An 18,789-nucleotide genomic window follows, 5' to 3' on the forward strand; every position below is an offset into this window, starting at 1 on the left:
CGAAACAGGGAGGCATAGCTGCGGGAGTAGTTTCTCTCATGATAGCGATCGCCTTATAGAGTAATGCTCAACTCAGTTATTTAAGGCATTATATCTTGTTTTTATTGTCAGAATTGTTTAAGTCCCGTTAATAAACCAAAAAATGTAGGGACGCACCACAATGCACATCCCTACAATCAAAATTCAATAGTGTCGATCGCTTTAACGATCGACAGAACCCATAATGACATCAATGCTACCCAAAATAGCCATAATATCAGCTACTTTTACTCCTTTAAGCAGATAAGGTAGAATCTGTAAATTATTAAAATCAGGGGCGCGGATTTTCCATCGCCAAGGGAAGACATTATCATTACCCACGATAAAGATGCCTAGTTCTCCTTTACCAGTTTCCATACGGACATAATGTTCTCCTTCAGGAATTTTAAAAGTAGGGGCAACTTTTTTCGCTATATACTGGTAATCAAAATCATTCCATTGAGATTTACGTCCTTCCGCCATGCGTTTGGCTTCGAGATTTTCATAAGCACCCCCAGGAATTCCTTTAAGTGCTTGACGAAGAATCTTAACTGACTCCCGCATTTCTCTAATTCTTACTATGTAACGAGCGAAACAATCTCCTACGGTTTCCCACTGAATATCCCAATCAAAATCATCGTAGCATTCGTAATGATCTACTTTACGTAAATCCCATTTTACCCCAGAGCCTCGTAACATCGGGCCAGAAAGACCCCAGTTAATTGCTTCTTCACGGGTAATTGTACCAATGCCTTCTACACGACGACGGAAAATAGGGTTATTGGTGATTAGTTTTTCATACTCATCCACTTTAGGATCGAAATGGTCGCAAAAATCTTCGCACTTTTCTAACCAACCGTAGGGTAAATCTACTGCTACGCCACCAATACGAAAATAGTTATTGTTAATTAATCTTTGTCCTGTAGCAGCTTCCCAAAGATCGTAAATTAGTTCGCGTTCGCGGAAGATATAAAAGAAGGGAGTCTGTGCGCCGACATCAGCCAAAAAGGGTCCTAACCACAATAAATGATTAGCAATGCGATTTAATTCCAACATAATTACCCGAATATACTGGGCGCGTTTAGGAACTTCAATCCCTGCTAATTTTTCTGGAGCATTGACGGTAATTGCTTCATTAAACATCCCTGCTGCATAGTCCCAACGACTAACATAGGGAACATACATCACATTGGTGCGATTTTCGGCAATTTTTTCCATTCCTCGATGAAGATAGCCAATGACTGGTTCACAATCAATGACATCTTCCCCATCAAGAGTCACAATGAGCCTTAGTACCCCATGCATTGAAGGATGTTGCGGTCCCATGTTGAGAACCATTGGTTCGGTTCTAGTTTCTATCTGTGCCATATATCAGGGATTCTTCTAAGAAATTAAATAATTATCTTTTACTAGGTAAGGGGCTTGTACGCCCCGTCACAGAATAGCATCTGAGTCAGGATTAAAAGTATTTTTCCCGATCTCGATCTAGTTTCTCTGATTTGCCTTCTATGTTTAGCTTAATATAATCGCTGGGTTACTTTCTCGGAATTTTTTGAGAGACTTAGGGGAAATTATGTAATACAGTGTGAGTGTCAAGCTTAATTGTGTCGTGAGATGAATGTGTTCAGTGCTTTATTTTAGGTAATTGCGATCGCCTTTTAGCTAAAAAATTAATTTCTCTGAAGAAACTGTCTATCTATCTTCAAATACGTCATACCCTATTTTTTCAAGTATCTTTATGCCATTTTTGATGAACGAATTTTTGTCTACCACACCATAAAATCTCTGTTTCATTAACTTTGAGTTTTCTTGATTTTGTCTTCATCTTTGTACGTAGTCAAATTAGTTGAAATGTCATTTCTTTTGACGATCGATCTTTTCTGGGAAACTCAAAATAGTTCTCTATATTGATTAAGAAAACATATTTTTGTTTTGTCAAATATTAAGCTGACTGAAGAGGAAATCATCGCGATCGTGCAGTGCCAGGCTATGAGACGATCGCTATTTCCTGTGATTCAACTAACCAACTGAATCAGCGTGAAATAATTTCTAATTCCGATAATTACTCTTATCGCTATTAGAGATTTAGCCTGTTATTATGAGGGTTAAGGCTTACGGCGACTTTGACTGATGATGAAATTCAGTTTCGGAAAACCTCAATAGTGTTATCAGAGTAGCATTGTAGCAATTGATATGCAGATTAATTTTCTTGAATACCAAAAAGGAAATAAAAAAAGCCAACCCATAACAGAAGTGGAAAGATTTAAATATGCCAGTTTATTAGAGCAACTAGACTTGACAAATGAAACAGTTATTTTTATTACTAGAAGAGGAAAACCTCTGATTGTTGATGTTCAATATTCTGATGAGATAAAATACCTTCCTTGGAATCATAGTAGTGACGATTTTGTGAGATGTGCAATTCCCAATGAAGTAGGAGAATTGTTGCCTCAGACTCTTAAAAGTAATTCTCATTGCTATCTTCATCACCTTATCTGGTATTTACATCATAAAGTACCTCCAAAGGCAGAATTAGCTCACATCAACAAAATACCGTGGGATAACAGAATAGCTAATCTGCGTGAAGTTAGTCAAGAGTATCATCTATTAAGTAGAAGGGAATCGAGTCAGCAAAATGATACTAAAGCTTGTTCTATTCAATGGGATGCATTATTAAATAAGTGGGCTGTTCGAGATGGCGATCTCGATATAGGTGTGTTTGATTCTAGGCTAGAAGCAGCCAAAGCGTTGGTTAATTACTTGGAAAAATTATAGTTTTTACTTTCACTCAGATACAGAATTTAGGGCGTTGCTGATTTAAAATGTATGCTTGACCACCAACTAAATAAATTAATTGGCTAGCTTCTGCTTGAGGGCGAGAACCCACTACAGGCGCATCAAGGAAGTTGCAGTTATGTTGGTTGATTTCTCTTGCTAATTCTTGACACCAACTGGGGGTTAAAGTGCTAAATTCCATCACGGTGGTATTAGGTTTTAAGCCGTTAATTGCTCCTGTTGTTTGATTAAGCCAGATTTCACGAGAAGCTCGATCGCCTGTTACTATAGCGATCGCAATTTGAGCATTTTGAACAGTTTCTTGAGGAGAATTATAAGTTAGGCGAGATGAATTATTGAAAACCATTAATTTGTGTCATAACTTTAATTTTGAAACAACTTCGAGCAAAAAATATAAGTACTTAGGCGAAATTAATTACATAACGATCGCTATAACCCTGTCTTGAAACACGTATCTAAAATTGAGCATATATTCGATTACTCGTCAATTTTGAATTTATCTTCATTCAAAGAGTTTACTAAATTAAGTTTTAGAGAATCGTGACTGATAAACTGAGCATAGCCACTGTTTAAAAAAATCTGATAATCATTATTTTTTACCAAATAATTTTTCATAAAGGCTAAAGTTATTGCTTGTAAATAATTTTGTGATAATTTTTGACTAAGGTTTTGACTACGATTGATATTTCCAGTTGAATAAAAGTTATTAATGCTCTCGTAAGTATGGCTTCCTTTGTCTATTGATAGTAAATATTTATGAGGACTTTCTAGCCAGGTAAAAGGAATGAATTGTTCTAATAATGCAGGAGTAACTACATCTTCACCACCTGCGACAAAAGTAACAGGAACTTGAATTTTACTTAAACCTTGTTGCCCAAAAACGAGACTATTCATCGGATTTAATGCGAAAACTGCTTTAATTCTGGGGTCAAATAATTGATAATTTTCAGTGGTAGATAACTCCGCAGCAACACACTGAAACAATAAGGAAAAATTCAAGTAATCAGGAGCATTTGTATCCTCTTGACAAGATTGTTGTAAATGCTCAAGATTAAGTTCTGCACCCGCTAATGCCAAGGCGGTATATGCACCCAAAGAATGACCGATCATTCCTACTCGTTCGAGATTTAAACGATTGTTAGGGGAAGGGTTCGTTAATTCCCGTCGTTGCAACTCATCTAACATATAAGATATGTCACCAGGACGAGCAATAAATTCTTCCGCTTCGATTATTTCTCGATTAATTCCTTTAAAAAAGTTTTCCACTCTCAGGCGATCGCTTCCTGGATGGTCTACAATAATTACGGCAAAGCCATAACTTGCTAAGTGTTGTCCCAGGTAGTCAAAACTGCTGCCATCTGCTCCTAATCCTGGAGATACAATGATTGTGGGAATGGATTTACTTGTACTTACTTGAGGGCGATAAAGGCTAGCGTTAAAAGAGCGATTTCTTTGGGTATCATCAAAGGTGATAGTTTTTTGTTTCCAAGTAAATGTTCCAGCTTTTCGGATATCTGGTTGTTGAGTAAAATCTACTTGAGGCTTGCTTTGGATTTCGAGATCGGCTTGATTTTGAATAGCAGCGATCGCTTTTTGCGTTTGTGTAACGGCTTCAATTAAGGTATGGGCAAGATTAAGACTATCTTCGCCATTAATATAGATGGTTTTACTAGGAAAATGGCGTAGAATATTGAGTAGACTCAAGCCATCTGGTTCGCCAGCAGCTAGAATAAAAGCCGAACGTAAGCCATAAAATCCATTTTGTGTCGGACTAGCTTGAATAAAATTTCCTGAATATTGGAGAATATTTTTACCAATAGAAGAGTTGAAAAAACGATAAACTTTAGTTTGCCCGATATCTATTTGGTAATTTAATAATTCTCTTAATCTAATTAGTTCTTGGGGACTAGCAGATTTAAGATAGCTCCTTAAATAGCGATCTATTTCTCCCGTTTTGGCATAGGCTTCTAAAGAAGCAACGGGTAGAGAAAATTCTAATAAACTATATCGAAAAGAGATTTTTTCGGCTGCTCTAATTGGCGGAGTTCGCCACAGACAAAACATACCGCTAACTAGCATTAATAATAGATAGAAACCAAGATTTTTTTTCATAGCTAAAAATAATAAAATAAATAAATTTTAATTAGTAATTATTCGTTCACCAATATCTTGTATACGACTAAACTGTTGTACTAAAAAAGGAACTTCATCCAAGCTTTCTAGATAGTTAAAAAAGTAAGAAATAATTGCATAAATTTCGCCAATATTAATTTCTGGTAATTTAACTGTACGAAGTAAAACTACAATTGCCATACCCATTCCTAATAACTCAATCGTTCCCCCGTTAGTGGCTTCCGCATCAGAAAGACGGATGCGCCATTTTCTCAACAAACTATAGTGGTGTCTAATTCTGCTATTTTGGCGATCGCTCAAAATAGCTACTTCTTGTTCCAAGCGATCGTTGAGTTGACGATTAAGGTAGCGAGATTGGCGACTATAAAAAATATTGACTATTAGTAGCAGAATGAGTAAAGCAGTGCAATAGATACCAATCAAAAGATCGTAAAAAAATAACATTACCAAGGCCCCGAAAAACCCAAATAAAGTTGTAATTATATTAGGGAAATCTCGTTCATAGAAATCAACTAATTCACGAGAAAGATCGGAGCGAGCAACAATTTTAGAAGTAGCAACACCTCGCTTATCCTGCTCTAAAATAACTGAAGTTACCAAATTACTATAAATTGTAGTAAAGATACGAGTATCATAAACTTGACGTATTATTCCTGTAATAATATGTGCAAACCAAATCACAAAAAGAGGGGTTAAAGTCAGATATTTATTTAACAATAAGCCATTAATAGCAATGCCAATTGCCCAAGGATATAATAGCTGAAATAAATTTTCTAATAAGGTTAGTAAATAAGTAACAGATATTTGATAACGATGGGCTTGAAATAACTTTTTTAGGGTTGGCGAAGTATTATTAACCATAAATCGACCTTGTTAAATTTTGATAATTCGATAATATAGTCAGAATGTAAAATTCAAAATATAGAGGTAAAAGCTTAGTTCTATTACTGATTAATTTTCAATTTAAATACGGTAAAGGCGGAGAGGTTCAAGATGACACTAGAAAGGAAAATCGCAACAGTATTTACTATGAGTGATGAAGCTTGGTTATGCCATGCTAATCCTTGGAGTGGCTGGACTCGTTTTACTACAGTTTTGCCTTTACTTATTCTGAGTATTTGGAGTCGCGTGTGGTTGGGTTGGCTATCCTTGATTCCGATCGCTCTGGCAATATTTTGGGCGTGGTTAAATCCCCGCATTTTTCCTCAACCAAGTTCGACAAAACATTGGATATCTCAAGGTGTTCTTGGTGAAAGAGTTTGGTTAAATCGCGATCTTATTCCTGTTCCAACCTATCATCAGCACGTACCGAATATTCTTAGCGCAGTTGCTGCTATTGGGGGAATTTTAGTCATCGTGGGATTGGTTGTACTAAATATTTGGTTAACGGTATTAGGATTTACTCTAGTAACCTTGGGAAAATTATGGTTCGTAGATCGCATGGTGTGGCTATACAACGATATGAAAGATGTAAACGCAGAATATCAAAGCTGGCTGTATTAGAAGCTTTTATTACATTCCCCTCAATGCAACAATAGGATCGAGTTGTGCAGCTTGTCGTGCGGGAACTACACCGAAAACCAAACCAATAGTCCCTGAAACTCCTGTCGCTAAGATAATTGCTCCTGCGGGGATTAAAGCAGGCATAGGAGTAAGCACACCAATAATTAAAATACCACTAACACCAATACCAGTACCGATCGCACCACCGACAATAGAAACAATAATTGATTCAATTAAAAATTGGCTTAAAATCGCTTCCTCCGTTGCACCAATAGCTTTGCGTAAACCAATTTCTTTAGTGCGTTCTTTGACCGAAACCAGCATAATATTCATAATGCCAATTCCCCCTACTAACAGAGAAATACCTGCGATCGCAATTAAGACTAAACCTAATGTACCTGTAATGTTAGCCATTAAGTCTTGAAGTGATTTATTAGCAAAAACATTAAAGTCTTTTTTACCATGTCTGCGCGTCAAAATATTGGTGACTTGAAACGCAGCAGCGCGAATACTTTCTTTATCCTGTGCCGAGAGTTCTAAATAATCAATGGGAATACCATTAGGACTTTTCTTTCCTGTTAACTGTTGCGCCATAGTAGTGATGGGGACATATACTGTCTCGTCGGGGTTAACCCCCAATGATGCACCCTTGGTTTTTAATAAGCCAATTACCTGGAAACTCAAGCCATTAATTTGTAAAGTCTTACCCACAGGGTTTTGGTTATTAAATAACTTATCGGCGATCGCTGAACCTAAAACTGCTACTTGGGTATTCTGTCTCTCATCAATATTAGAAAAGAAATTCCCCTGCTGCATACTCAGATTACGCACATACAAGATACCTGGGGTTGTTCCCATCACATCTGCACTTAAAAAACGCCCCTGATAAGATAAACGATAATTACTGCTAATTTGTGGTGCAACTTCTTTGACGGCGACCGCTTGTTCGGTAATAGCAGTAACATCAGATAAAACTATTTCTGCTGCTTCATTACTCAATCCTGGGTTATTCCCATCAGAAGCATAAATTGTTAGCTGATTAGGGCCAAAAGCTTCTAATTGCTGTTGAGTAAACTGTTTTGCGCCCTGTCCAATCGCTACTACCGCGATTACCGAAGCGTTACCAATAACGATACCCAACATAGTTAAAGCACTACGGAATTTATTAGCAGTTAAGGTTTTAACCGCCATATCAATACTTTCTCGAAATTTCATGGTTTTATCTAGGGAATAGGGAGTCGGAAAAGCTTGTTTTTAATATTCCAGTAACGGTATAGTTCAAATCAACTATAATGAATCAAACTCAAATAACTTGTTACCTCTTGGCTATTTACAATCCAGTAACGGAATAGTTCAAGAGTTCTAGTCAAAATTAACTGTATCAACGCCTTCGATAGTAACGTCAGGGGGAGGAGAGGTAAAAACGCGATCGCCTTGGGTTAAGCCTGATAACACCTGAGTGCGATCGCCACTAGCTGTACCTAATTTAATGGCTTGAAATTGAGCTTTCCCTTGACTATCAGCAACATATACTCCTGTCTCACCATTAGGTTTTGTTACCACCGTAGCCAAAGGGATAGTAAGGGTATCTTGAATTAGCTCATCGGTAAAAGTAAGTCTAGTATTCATGCCCGATTTTAGTTTTTCCTGTCCTGTTTTTAAAGCAACTTTGACACGAAAAGAAGTAACATTCTCTTCTTTAATAGCTCTGGGTGCAATTAAGCGCACTTCTCCTTTAAAGGTTTCTTGACTGTAAGCATCAACTTTAATATCCACAGGTTGACCGAGTTTAATTTGAGCAATACTCGCTTCAGGTATTTTGGCTTCAATTTCCAAACCGCTAGAAAGTTCGCCAATAGAAGTAGAGGTTGCGCCTTCTGTTTCCGAAGCTGCGGTAGTGGAGTCTACATAATCTCCTGCTTCGGCATAGCGACGGGTAATAATTCCCCCAAAAGGTGCGCGCACAGTGGTTTTATCCAGTTGAATTTGAATGGATGCTAATTCGGCTTGAGCTTCGGCTACTTCGGCTTCGGCTTGAGCAATTTCTTCTAAACGCGAACCCTGTTGAGCTTCGGCTAAATTTTCCTGTTGTTCGGCGAGTCTAGCCAATTCTGCTTCTAAACTGGCTTGAGCTTCGGCTTCTTTCGTTGCAAAATCATTAAAAGCATTACGAGAAATAGCACCTTGCTCGACTAATAACTGGTTACGTTGTGTTTCTTCTTGGGTACGTTGCAATCTTGTTTGAGCTACTGCTACATTGGCTTGTGCCGTTTTTACCCTAGCCTCGGCTGCTGCAATAAATTCTGGACGATTTCCTGCTATGATTCGAGCTAAGTTAGCTTGTGCCTTCTGTAACGCAGCCTTGTATCGATCGATCTGTGCCTGTAAGCGATCGCTTTCCATCAGCGCAATCACCTGTCCTCGCTCGATGCGATCGCCCTCTCGGATGTATAATTCGACAATTCTTCCAGGTGCTTCGGGACTCAAATTAGTAGTACGTAAAGCTTGTACCGTACCATTAGCTTGAATCTGCACGGCTAAATCTTGGGATTTAACCAATACAGTTTGACTAGTAATTAATTCCTCTGCATTGTTATCTTTTGTTTCTAGATAATCTAGAGTTGCGATCGTTCCTATTCCCACTAAAACTAAACCTCCGATCCAGGGAATAAGGATCTTGGTTTTTTTTAAAGATAGTGATTTCATAGGGAAATGAATAATGAATAATTACAAACGAGTAATGGTGTGACTGATTTGTTCCTAATCTCTAATTTAAAAACTAATTACCATAAAGCACATGATGCTTTTTTCCTAATTTTAATAGGACTTTGGAACTATTTATAAATGGAGAATTGAAAACCGATTAATTATAGTGATTGCAACATTCTACTTTTTTATTAATATTCAAGAGGCTTAAAGCTCCGAACAGTATTACTATCGGTTTCATACCTTAAATCAGCAACGCCCAACATAAAAGAACAAGTCATTCTATTTTGTTGTAACTACTCGCCCATAATCTAATTTAATCAGACGATCGCATTCTGAAAAATAAAAGTCATCATGACTTACAGCAATGACAGTTTTACCTCTATTTTTTAATTCTGGGAGTAGTTTTTTATAAAATACTTCTTTAAATACAGGGTCTTGATCTGATGCCCATTCATCAAAGACATAAATAGGACGATCTTCTAAATATGCAGTTAGTAACGCCAGACGTTTACGCTGTCCCTGAGATAAATTAGTTGTGGATAAAATGCCATTAGTGATTGTTACCTTATGGTCGATTTCTAGTTGGCTCAAATATTGGTGTATTTCTGATTGCTGACTGGCATCTATTCCTATTAAGCGATCGAATAAATAAAAGTCAGAAAATACTACCGAAAAATGTTGACGATACAATTCACGGTTATCATCAGTTACGGAAACACGATCGAATAAAATCTTACCGCAATCGGGAATATATAAACCAGTAATAAGTTTAACTAAAGTTGATTTACCGCTACCATTACCACCAACAATAAATGTAATTTCTCCTGGCTGAAATTTAAGATTAATCTTATCTAAAGTGAATTGATGTTCGTCATTATCTCCATGATAGGCATGGTTAATATCTACTAACTCTATATTTGCCCAGTCAGAATAAAATTGATCTTGACCAACGGTCAGAGCAGTCTCTGTAACTGGTGCGGTTAAAGATAAACCCAAAGTTTCAATCTTATTTAAAGAGACATTAGCTTGAGCTATTTGAGGTAAAGAAGAGGCAATTTCACTTATAGGATTAATAATATATAAAACAGCCAAAGCATAACTAGATAGAAGTGCGGTAGAAACTGTAGTTAATTTCGGTAAAACAAATAAAATTAAACCAATAGGAACAAAGAATAAGATTGTTCCCAAAGAACCAGCAAAAGCAAAAGCAGTTACTCCCTTAACAAAATAATGTCTTGCTTGAGTAGCACTAAGTTTTAATTCTTCTTCAATAAAAGCAATTCTTCTGAGGCGATGTAATTTTAATTCTTTTGTTCCTTCGGTAACTGAACGAAAATGCCCAAATAAAATATCTTGAACTTTACGAACTTTTTCAAACTCTTTAATCCCTTTTTCTTGCAAAAAAGTATAAAGCGTAAATCCCATAACAATGCTATTAAATACGATCGCAAATAATAGAGGAGACAACCAACATAAATAAGCAAAGATTCCTAACAAAACTGCACAATTAACAATCACTAGTGAGATTTGAATTGAAGCAGAAGCAATCGCATTAATATCTCCTGTTAAGGTGGCGAGTAATTTAGGTGCGCCTATCGTTTCTAAATGCTGTAAAGGACAATTTAAAATACGTTGAGTCATTTCCAAACGCAGATTATAAATCATCTCTTGGGATAAACGAGTAATCAACACCCAGCTAATAAAACGGAATATCCATAATATTAAACAAAGACCAATAAATGACCATAATAGCCAAGCAGGTAAATCTGCTAAATTAGCGATCGCATAATTGATTAAGGCTATAACACCCGCACTACTTGCACCACTAATAAAACTAGATATTACTGCTATGAATAAGTTTTTCCGAGAATTTTGTAATAGTAGACGAATAATTTCCATATTGTCTTTGTCGTTTTAACGTCAATACGCTATCAAAGCTGAAGAGCGGGCGACATAAAGTACATGAAAGAAATCGGCTCGCTCGTCATGCGTCAACCTGCGATCGCTCTTCAGCAATAACTTAATAATTATTTGGATTAACCCATTAAATATGGCAATATTAGCTCTCGCCATAGTAAGCTTCATGGTATGACTTACCAAAATTTGCTAAGAGACGATTTACTACGTCCAAGTTCATGATTTTGCCGTCTAATTTAGGCCCTTTCGCGACTACAGTGCGATACGCTTCCAGTGCTTTTCGATCTTGCTCGATAAAAGCTATCGTGGCATTAATATAGGCATTCCAGGCATCTGGGTATATTTGATACTCTGGAGGTAAATCTTGGATCGCAGAGAAAGATTGCTTGAAAAAAGCGATCGCTGATAGCTCGTTATTATCAAAGGCAAACATCTGTCCAGCATGAAACGAGAGAATTTCGCGATCTTGGTTTTCAAGTGTGGTCTGAGTATTGAGATAATTCACAATCAGTTCCGCAGCTTCAGAGTAACATTGCATTGCTGAAAGGAATCGCCATCCTTGATTAGGAGTTTGGTCAAAATCACTAAATTCCAGCGCAAGACTACTCTGTTGTTTTTCTAGGGCTACTTCACAATCAACAACTTGACGAGATTTGACTTCAGTTAAAATATTGGCGAGTCCTAAATTGCCAGTAGCAACCAAGCAACATAATGAACCAGCAAACAACGTCTTCATGGTTTATTTTTTAAGATAGTATTTTGGCAAATCTCATACTTAATACAGTAAGAAAATCTCTATAAACAAAAATTATCAGAATGACTAGTACTTTAAGACTAGCGTAAGAAATAAAAATTGTGGATAAGACTACTATGAGAGGTAAGAGCCATTTTGTTATCTAAAGAATCTAAAGTTAATGGCTAAATTTTGGGACAGACGAGTCACTAGCATTTGATGAATAAAGCGATAAAGCCATAAAATCAAACAAAAACTAATAAACAACCACAGTAGCAATAAGGATAAGTTTTGTGTGCTGTTAATAAGCTCTTTCATGTCGTTTAGTAATCAATGATTTTTGTCCCTAAAATCCTATAGTTTTCTGAGATTTGAACACATGAAGCATAAGTCCTATTCCTGATAGGAATAAAGTAGGAATCTCAAAATAGGACTAAAGTCCTATAGTATTGAATAAAAATTAAGAATTAAGACTCTGGTGAATCAGAAAAGTACTCACTTATGATCGATATTTAATGATGAATGTTAAATACAAAAATGTTTTCTCGTCTTAAGCAACTAAAAACCTATCCTTTTGGTTTATTTCTCTGGTTAGAATGGATTTTATTAGGCTCGGCACTTTTAGTAGAACTGCCTTCTAATTACATAGGAGCAGAATATAGCAATCCCAATCTATCGGTTGCACTAAAGTTTACTTTATCTCTTCTGTGTATGCTCTTATTAGGTGCGATGGGGTTGAAGTTGCCTAAAAAGAAGAATTTCCACAAATGGCTTTATTTCAGTACACAGATAACATTAATTTGGCTACCAGTTATTTCATCAAATCAATATGATTTTTTATCTCTGTTTTCCTATTTAATTGTTGTGATCCGTAACGGTTTGATATTTAAACAAAGGCAATGCTGGCTAGCAAATATTTTATTATTTTTGTCTTTCATCCCATCTTTAACATTTTTCGATAGTTTTTCAGAATTTCAAGCTACTATATCTCGATATCAGACTGTTACCTTTGATGATTATCAATGGCTAATTATTGTAGGAGCGATCAGTAATCTAATTTTGTATGCTTTGTGCATCATCATATTTTGGGTGTTAGTTCATGTTCTACTTCGAGAATATAAAAGTCAGCAACAACTAGCCATTGCTCGCGAACAATTACGTCAATACGCTCTCAAGGCTGAAGATCGAGCCACAGTACATGAAAGAAATCGGATCGCTCGTGAAATACATGATTCAGTTGGTCATGTTTTAACCGCCCAAACTATACAGTTAAATAATGCGATCGCTTTTTGGAATTCCGAGCCGACTAAAGCTTATCAGTTTTTGACTGAAGCCAAAGAATTAGTGGCAACCGCCCTTAAAGAGATTCGTTATTCCGTTTCTACTCTCCGCGCCGATCCTTTAGCGGAAAAAAGCTTAAAAACGGCGATCTCTGAACTATTTCAAGAATTTTCCAGCAGAACTGGTATTGTTCCTCATTACAACATCAACTTAACTTATTCTCTGGCAGAAGAAACTAAATTAACTGTCTATCGTATTTTGCAGGAAGCTCTAACTAATATTGCCAAGCATAGCGAAGCTACAGCAGTGATTGTAGAGTTGCAAACTTTTCCCGAACATCTCTATTTATTAATTGAAGATAATGGCAAAGGTTTTTATCCCGAACAAAATACTACTGGGTTTGGACTTCAAGGAATGCAAGAAAGAGTTACTGCTTTAAAGGGAAATATCAAAATAGCTAGCGATTTAAAGCAGGGTTGCAACATTACGATTACCATTCCTTATCAAACATTATTATTAATTAACAGCAAATAATTAACAATTGACAAATCTACTAACTCGGCGACTTAATGACTCCTAAATATTAATATTATGATTCGTTTATTAATTGTTGACGACCAAACTATTATCAGACATGGACTTAAAAGTCTGTTGGAAATTCAATCAGATTTAACAGTGGTAGGAGATGCCGAAAATGGGGAAAAAGCACTAGAAAAGATCGCCTTTCTCGAACAAGAATCGCAAATACCAGATGTCATTTTATTAGATGTACGGATGCCAATTATGGATGGTGTAGCGACTACTAAACAACTAATTCAGGATTATCCTGGAATAAAAATTTTAATTCTCACTACCTTTGATGATGATGAGTATATCTCGCAAGCGATGAACTATGGTGCAAAAGGTTATTTACTCAAAGATAGTCCCCCAGAAGACTTAGCAATGGCTATTCGTGCTGTCAGCAAAGGTCATACTTATATGGGGTCTGGTTTATTAGAGAAAATGTTACATAAACCATCTCAAGCAAAAACCACAACTCCCGTTATTCCCAGTCAACTAGCTGAACTTTCTATCAGAGAGAGAGAAGTGCTAAATTTAATTGCTAAAGGAGCAAGTAATCGAGAAATTGCCATAAAACTCTATATTTCTGAGAAAACAGTTAAAAATCACGTTACCAGCATCTTGAGTAAGTTAAACTTACGCGATCGCACTCAAGCTGCTCTTTTAGCCAGCAAATTAAATTAATTTACTTGATTTGTGTCGTAATTAAAACTATGACATAATTATCAGCAAAAAAGGTAATTCAGTAGTCGATACAATTCAAAATTCGGCGTTGCTGATTTAAGGTATGAAACCGATAGTAATACTGTTCGTAGCTCTAAGCTCTAAGCTCTAAGCTTTAAGCCTCTTGAATATTAATGAAAAAGTAAAATTTTGCGCTTTTCATACCACCATGAGGCAAAGCCCAAAATTCAAAGTAAGTTTTTAATGTCTGCAAGAAATTGTGAAATATCTTTCGTAGATTTCAGATGGTAAACGTTTTTAGTTACACTTTGGTTGCTCACATACTCACGATACCTAGGAGTTAAATATTTGTGACAAGCTAGAAGCACCTGATAACTGGTGATACTACTCTTTAAGATAGGGCTATTTTCTGGCCAACCTTCTGGGTTTTTAAACAATCCACCTATGAACCGTTTAGTGACCCAAATGAAATGTCTGTATAAGGGTAGATCGATATAGACTAAGGTATCTGCTGCGTTAAGTCTTGACCACAAAGTTTCAGGACATCCGTATCCATCAATAATCCATTTATCTGATTTTAGTATTTGGGCGTGAATTCTTTGATAGTCTTGATAAGGAACTTCTTGTCCTCCAGCCTGATACTTAATCTTGTCCAGAACATGAAGCGGTAAATTGGTAATCTCTGCCAGTTTTTTACTAAGCCTTGATTTACCTCCTCCAGCGTTGCCAAACACAGCTACTTTCTTCATAACCTAATTTCTTCAGGAATTGTCCGATAATTCATTTTTATCTCAAAAAATCTTAACAAGAATGTAAGGGAGTATCAAAGCTTAGACACGGTATTCTCAATCTGACGTAGTTGGGATAATTTAAAACCAACTGCACCAATAGAAAGCATAGCGATCGCACATACAACATATAACAATGCCATACCCGCACCAGCACTATTACCAAATATAGGAGCAAACAGGGAATTTAAAATAGTCGGTGACTGCATTGCTGGTTCGAGAAAGCGATCGCTTAATACTCCCGCCATTAAAGTGGCGATCGCGCTAACTAACTTGACAACCAACTCATCAGCAGCAAATACTCGTCCTTGAAGTTCTGGGGGAACAGCTTCCATCCACAATGCTGTTTCCGAACTACCCATCAAGGGAAAGTTAAGGGAAGAACAAAATTGAGCGGGTAGCCAGAGAGTCAAACTTTGACCTAATCCAAAGATAGTTTTTGCTACTCCAGCACCCATAAATCCTAACAGCATTCCATTAACACGACTTTTTGTACCTCCCCAGATGAGGATGAATTTACGCACTCTTTTAAATGATGAAGGGAGGCTCTGCGCTTATGGCTTATAGCTTACAGCTTAAAGCTAGGAGCTATGCTCCTCTAAGATTGTTCGACGAAATATTTATAAAGATCGTCAATCAGTAAGTTAGCTGCAATGGGATTCCCACCCCGCCAAACGTCTGAGTTTACTAGGTACACTTGTTTGTTTTGTACGACCTTTAGTTGATTCCAAAGTGGTTTTTGTTGCCAATTAGCTAGTCCCTGTTGAGACTCTTCATCTTCATAGACAATTAAAAACAAAATATCGGCATCAAGGTCGGAGATGCGTTCCTCTGACAATACGTACATACCTCTATCTACCGCAGCTTGGCTTTTGGGGCGATTGATGCCAATGTCTGCCAGAATACTTCCTGAAAATGAGCTTTCCGTATCAACTGAAATCCCACCGCAGCAAGCATAAGCGACAGACACTTTTACGTCTTGTAAGCGATCGCCTAAAGCTGCTTTAATTTCTTCTATACGGCGATCGTAGTTATCCCAAACCACTTTAGCTTCAGACTCTTTAGCCAATACACGAGCCACAAAATTAAAATGTTCGCGCCAACTAGGATAGCCGTTCCACTTACCTAAAGCGGTAGGCGCAATTTGAGATAATTGCGGGAAAATAGATTCAACATACGAATCAATTCCCATTATCAGATCGGGGTTAAGCCGAACCATTTTTTCTAAATTAGGTCGTTCGCTAGCACCTAAAAGCTCCATACTCTCGATTTTCTCTGTTAAGTAGTCTGGTAACTGACCGAACAAGCTAGAACCAACAGCAGAAACTCCAACAGTTAAAGCATCTGCCAAGGTAACATTATCTAAGCTAACCAAACGTTGTAGTGTTTCAGGGACGCAAACTTCACCCATAACGTGCTGAACTGTGCGACAATCAGCTAATTGTGAATTAGTTGGCTGACGAATGGGATCGTTTTGACAAGCCACAATTACTATCGTTGATAACAGTGCGATGACAAAAGGCTTGAGTTTGAGTATTTTAGATGACATCTTGTACTGAAACAGAAGAGTGGAGTGGCAGAAGAGCAAGAGAAAGCTTATGGCTTAAGACTTAGAGCTTATAGCTAACCGCTTCGCGGTTTTAAAACTCATAAGACAGCGAACCAATCACGGTAAAAGGCGCACCGTATCTGACGCGCAAATCATTTTGAGCATTTTCAAAATATTCAATGTCAAACAGATTGCGGAAATTGAGGGCTGCACGAAGCTTATCACGGTTGTAGAAAATTGAAGCATCGGTGCGAGTATAGCTTGGTGCTTCAAAAGTATTGTCTAAATCCCCAGCGCGATCGCCTACAAAATAAATTCCCAAACTACCGCCCAATCCTTTAAGGCTTCCCTGCTGAAGTTCGTAGCTAGTAAAAAGACTTACGGCGTGTTCGGGAACGTTATTAATTCGATTACCTTCTTCAAAAACATTATCTTCGGTAATGGTGGCATCGTTATAGGTATAACCGCCAATTACATTCCATCCTGGCAATATTTCTCCTGAAACGAACAGTTCTACTCCTTTACTATTTTGTTCTCCTGTTACTACGTCGAAGACGATATTATTTGGATCGGATGTTGGTACATTTTCAATCGTGGTATCGAAATACGCCAGAGTTACCGATAATTTACGAGCAATCTCGGCTTTCGCGCCAATTTCGTATTGAGTTCCCCTTCGAGGCTCGAATATTTCTCCATCTTCAGTTCTGTTGCCGAAATTTGGCACAAAGGAACGACTGTAGCTGGCATAAAGAGATACTTCAGGAATGACTTTATAGACAATACCAACACGGGGACTGAATTCTTCCTCTTGTTGAAAATCACTCGTATCGTCAACTAAATTTTTACTATTTGTATTGACAATATCAAAACGTCCTCCCGCTAACAGAATTAAGCTATCGGTAAATTCGATCTTATCTTGTAGATAAATCCCTAGAGTTTGGTCGATTGTTTCTTCTTGAAAAAGATCTGGATTTGGCTGCGAAACAAGATTGTCATAATTGGGAGCAAACAAATCTAAGGGAGTAACCTCGCCAATAGTAAAAGTACTATACTGCTCGGCTCGAGATAGTTCAACACCTACAAGCAATTCATGTTTGATACTACCCGTATTAAAGTTGCCCACCACATAAGTATCGAGAAGATAAGAGTAAGTATCAAACTTATCACTACTACTCAAACTTAATTCTAAAGTACGATCGTCTTCTTGCAAATTAGTCGGAAATAAGAAATCACCTGGTCCTCTGGCATAACCAAATTGAAAGGCATTGCGAATCCGCCAATTGTCGCTAAAACGATGTTCTAAATCGTAACTTACAGTTATCGCATCCCTCTCTCTATCTAAATCTGGATCGTTGACAAAGCGATCGCGATCTATCTCGCCGTTAATATTGTCTAAAATCGTACCTCTAGCTGGTAAGCCATTATAAGTATCGAAGTCAAGGGTACTGTATTCGGCTTCAAAAGTAATATCGGTATTTTTGCCAATTTGCCACGATAATACTGGAGCAATCAAAAAGCGATCGCGATCGAGAAAATCAACAAAGCTTTCTTCTGTTTCCAAGGCTAGGTTCAAGCGATATTTGAGGCTTTTACTTTCATTAAGAGGTCCTGATAGCTCCACCGCTCCCCGATAGAGATCGAAATTGCCAATAGCTGCATCAACTTTATAAAAGGGTTCGTCTGTGGGTTGCTTGGTAATTAGATTGACCGTTCCACCAAACGATCCCTGACCGTATAGCACTGAAGCTGGTCCTTTGAGAATTTCCAAACGCTCTATATTCGCAGTCTGTTCGCCACCAAAACCAAAAATATCTGCTCTTAAACCATTACGACGGTAATCAGCCCTAAAACCGCGAATATTAGGTGCGTTAAAGTTAGTTGTGTCCCCGCCAAAAACAATACCAGGGACGTTTCTAAGGGCTTCGGTAAAGTTATTAACCTCGCGCTGTTCGAGAGTCTCTTGGGGAATAATTTGAATCGATTGGGGTACTTCTTGACTCACGGTTCGCTTAAATCAAAAATGATTAGGGAAATAAAATAGCTAAAGTGTATGCTGTTATTGAAATTCAATGAATAGAGAGAGCTATATTATTGAAAGGAACGATTTCAGAACGAGC

16 protein-coding genes are annotated in these 18,789 nt (G+C 37.4%); 4 read left to right on the forward strand and 12 right to left on the reverse strand.

Annotated features, from left to right (window positions below; genetic code table 11):
- Positions 1-201: 201 nt before the first annotated feature.
- Positions 202-1,386 carry an NAD(P)H-quinone oxidoreductase subunit H gene (locus tag H1P_RS19555; RefSeq protein WP_144870472.1) on the reverse strand — a complete coding sequence of 395 codons (1,185 nt, stop codon included), beginning with the start codon at positions 1,384-1,386 and terminating at the stop codon, positions 202-204.
- Positions 1,387-2,211: 825 nt separating this feature from the next.
- Between H1P_RS19555 and H1P_RS19560 the strand changes: the two genes are divergently transcribed.
- Positions 2,212-2,793, forward strand: coding sequence for an HNH endonuclease signature motif containing protein (locus H1P_RS19560; RefSeq protein WP_144870474.1), 582 nt, complete (start codon positions 2,212-2,214; stop codon positions 2,791-2,793).
- 13 nt (positions 2,794-2,806) lie between these two features.
- On the opposite strand, the gene H1P_RS19565 is transcribed toward H1P_RS19560, so the two are convergent.
- The 3 genes from H1P_RS19565 to H1P_RS19575 form a co-directional block, all read right to left on the reverse strand.
- Positions 2,807-3,160: an NAD(P)-binding domain-containing protein gene (locus H1P_RS19565; protein WP_144870476.1), complete on the reverse strand. Its 354-nt coding sequence runs from the start codon at positions 3,158-3,160 to the stop codon at positions 2,807-2,809.
- A 131-nt stretch (positions 3,161-3,291) separates the two neighbouring features.
- Positions 3,292-4,926 carry an alpha/beta hydrolase gene (locus tag H1P_RS19570; RefSeq protein WP_144870477.1) on the reverse strand — a complete coding sequence of 545 codons (1,635 nt, stop codon included), beginning with the start codon at positions 4,924-4,926 and terminating at the stop codon, positions 3,292-3,294.
- Between the two features lie 27 nt (positions 4,927-4,953).
- Positions 4,954-5,808, reverse strand: a complete 855-nt coding sequence (locus H1P_RS19575; protein WP_144870479.1) for an ABC transporter six-transmembrane domain-containing protein — start codon at positions 5,806-5,808, stop codon at positions 4,954-4,956.
- Positions 5,809-5,940: 132 nt separating this feature from the next.
- On the opposite strand from H1P_RS19575, the gene H1P_RS19580 reads away from it, so the two are divergent.
- Positions 5,941-6,450: a DUF6653 family protein gene (locus H1P_RS19580; protein WP_144870481.1), complete on the forward strand. Its 510-nt coding sequence runs from the start codon at positions 5,941-5,943 to the stop codon at positions 6,448-6,450.
- A gap of 9 nt (positions 6,451-6,459) precedes the next feature.
- Here H1P_RS19580 and H1P_RS19585 read toward each other — a convergent pair whose 3' ends face one another.
- From H1P_RS19585 to H1P_RS19600, 4 genes are all read right to left on the reverse strand, one after another.
- Positions 6,460-7,665 (reverse strand): ABC transporter permease, encoded by a 1,206-nt coding sequence (locus H1P_RS19585; protein WP_144870483.1) that lies wholly within the window; start codon positions 7,663-7,665, stop codon positions 6,460-6,462.
- A 147-nt stretch (positions 7,666-7,812) separates the two neighbouring features.
- Positions 7,813-9,156, reverse strand: coding sequence for an efflux RND transporter periplasmic adaptor subunit (locus tag H1P_RS19590; protein ID WP_144870485.1), 1,344 nt, complete (start codon positions 9,154-9,156; stop codon positions 7,813-7,815).
- 282 nt (positions 9,157-9,438) lie between these two features.
- Positions 9,439-11,058 (reverse strand): cyclic peptide export ABC transporter, encoded by a 1,620-nt coding sequence (locus H1P_RS19595; RefSeq protein ID WP_144870487.1) that lies wholly within the window; start codon positions 11,056-11,058, stop codon positions 9,439-9,441.
- Positions 11,059-11,218: 160 nt separating this feature from the next.
- Entirely contained in the window at positions 11,219-11,812 is a 594-nt protein-coding gene (locus H1P_RS19600; protein ID WP_144870489.1) for a hypothetical protein, read from the reverse strand.
- Between the two features lie 519 nt (positions 11,813-12,331).
- Between H1P_RS19600 and H1P_RS19605 the strand changes: the two genes are divergently transcribed.
- Positions 12,332-13,624 carry a sensor histidine kinase gene (locus H1P_RS19605; RefSeq protein WP_144870491.1) on the forward strand — a complete coding sequence of 431 codons (1,293 nt, stop codon included), beginning with the start codon at positions 12,332-12,334 and terminating at the stop codon, positions 13,622-13,624.
- Between the two features lie 57 nt (positions 13,625-13,681).
- Positions 13,682-14,335 (forward strand): response regulator, encoded by a 654-nt coding sequence (locus H1P_RS19610; RefSeq protein ID WP_144870493.1) that lies wholly within the window; start codon positions 13,682-13,684, stop codon positions 14,333-14,335.
- Between the two features lie 227 nt (positions 14,336-14,562).
- On the opposite strand, the gene H1P_RS19615 is transcribed toward H1P_RS19610, so the two are convergent.
- From H1P_RS19615 to H1P_RS19630, 4 genes are all read right to left on the reverse strand, one after another.
- The gene (locus H1P_RS19615; RefSeq protein WP_144870495.1) at positions 14,563-15,084 is read right to left on the reverse strand and encodes a P-loop NTPase family protein; all 522 of its coding nucleotides are present in this window, start codon (positions 15,082-15,084) and stop codon (positions 14,563-14,565) included.
- 74 nt (positions 15,085-15,158) lie between these two features.
- The gene (locus H1P_RS19620; RefSeq protein ID WP_246141824.1) at positions 15,159-15,647 is read right to left on the reverse strand and encodes an MFS transporter; all 489 of its coding nucleotides are present in this window, start codon (positions 15,645-15,647) and stop codon (positions 15,159-15,161) included.
- Between the two features lie 74 nt (positions 15,648-15,721).
- A complete protein-coding gene (locus tag H1P_RS19625; RefSeq protein ID WP_144870498.1) occupies positions 15,722-16,672 on the reverse strand; it encodes an ABC transporter substrate-binding protein in 951 nt (316 codons plus the stop codon).
- A 91-nt stretch (positions 16,673-16,763) separates the two neighbouring features.
- The gene (locus H1P_RS19630; RefSeq protein ID WP_144870500.1) at positions 16,764-18,674 is read right to left on the reverse strand and encodes a TonB-dependent siderophore receptor; all 1,911 of its coding nucleotides are present in this window, start codon (positions 18,672-18,674) and stop codon (positions 16,764-16,766) included.
- Positions 18,675-18,789: the final 115 nt, after the last annotated feature.

It is taken from the genome of Hyella patelloides LEGE 07179 (genome assembly GCF_900659865.1).
Lineage (GTDB): Bacteria > Cyanobacteriota > Cyanobacteriia > Cyanobacteriales > Xenococcaceae > Hyella > Hyella patelloides.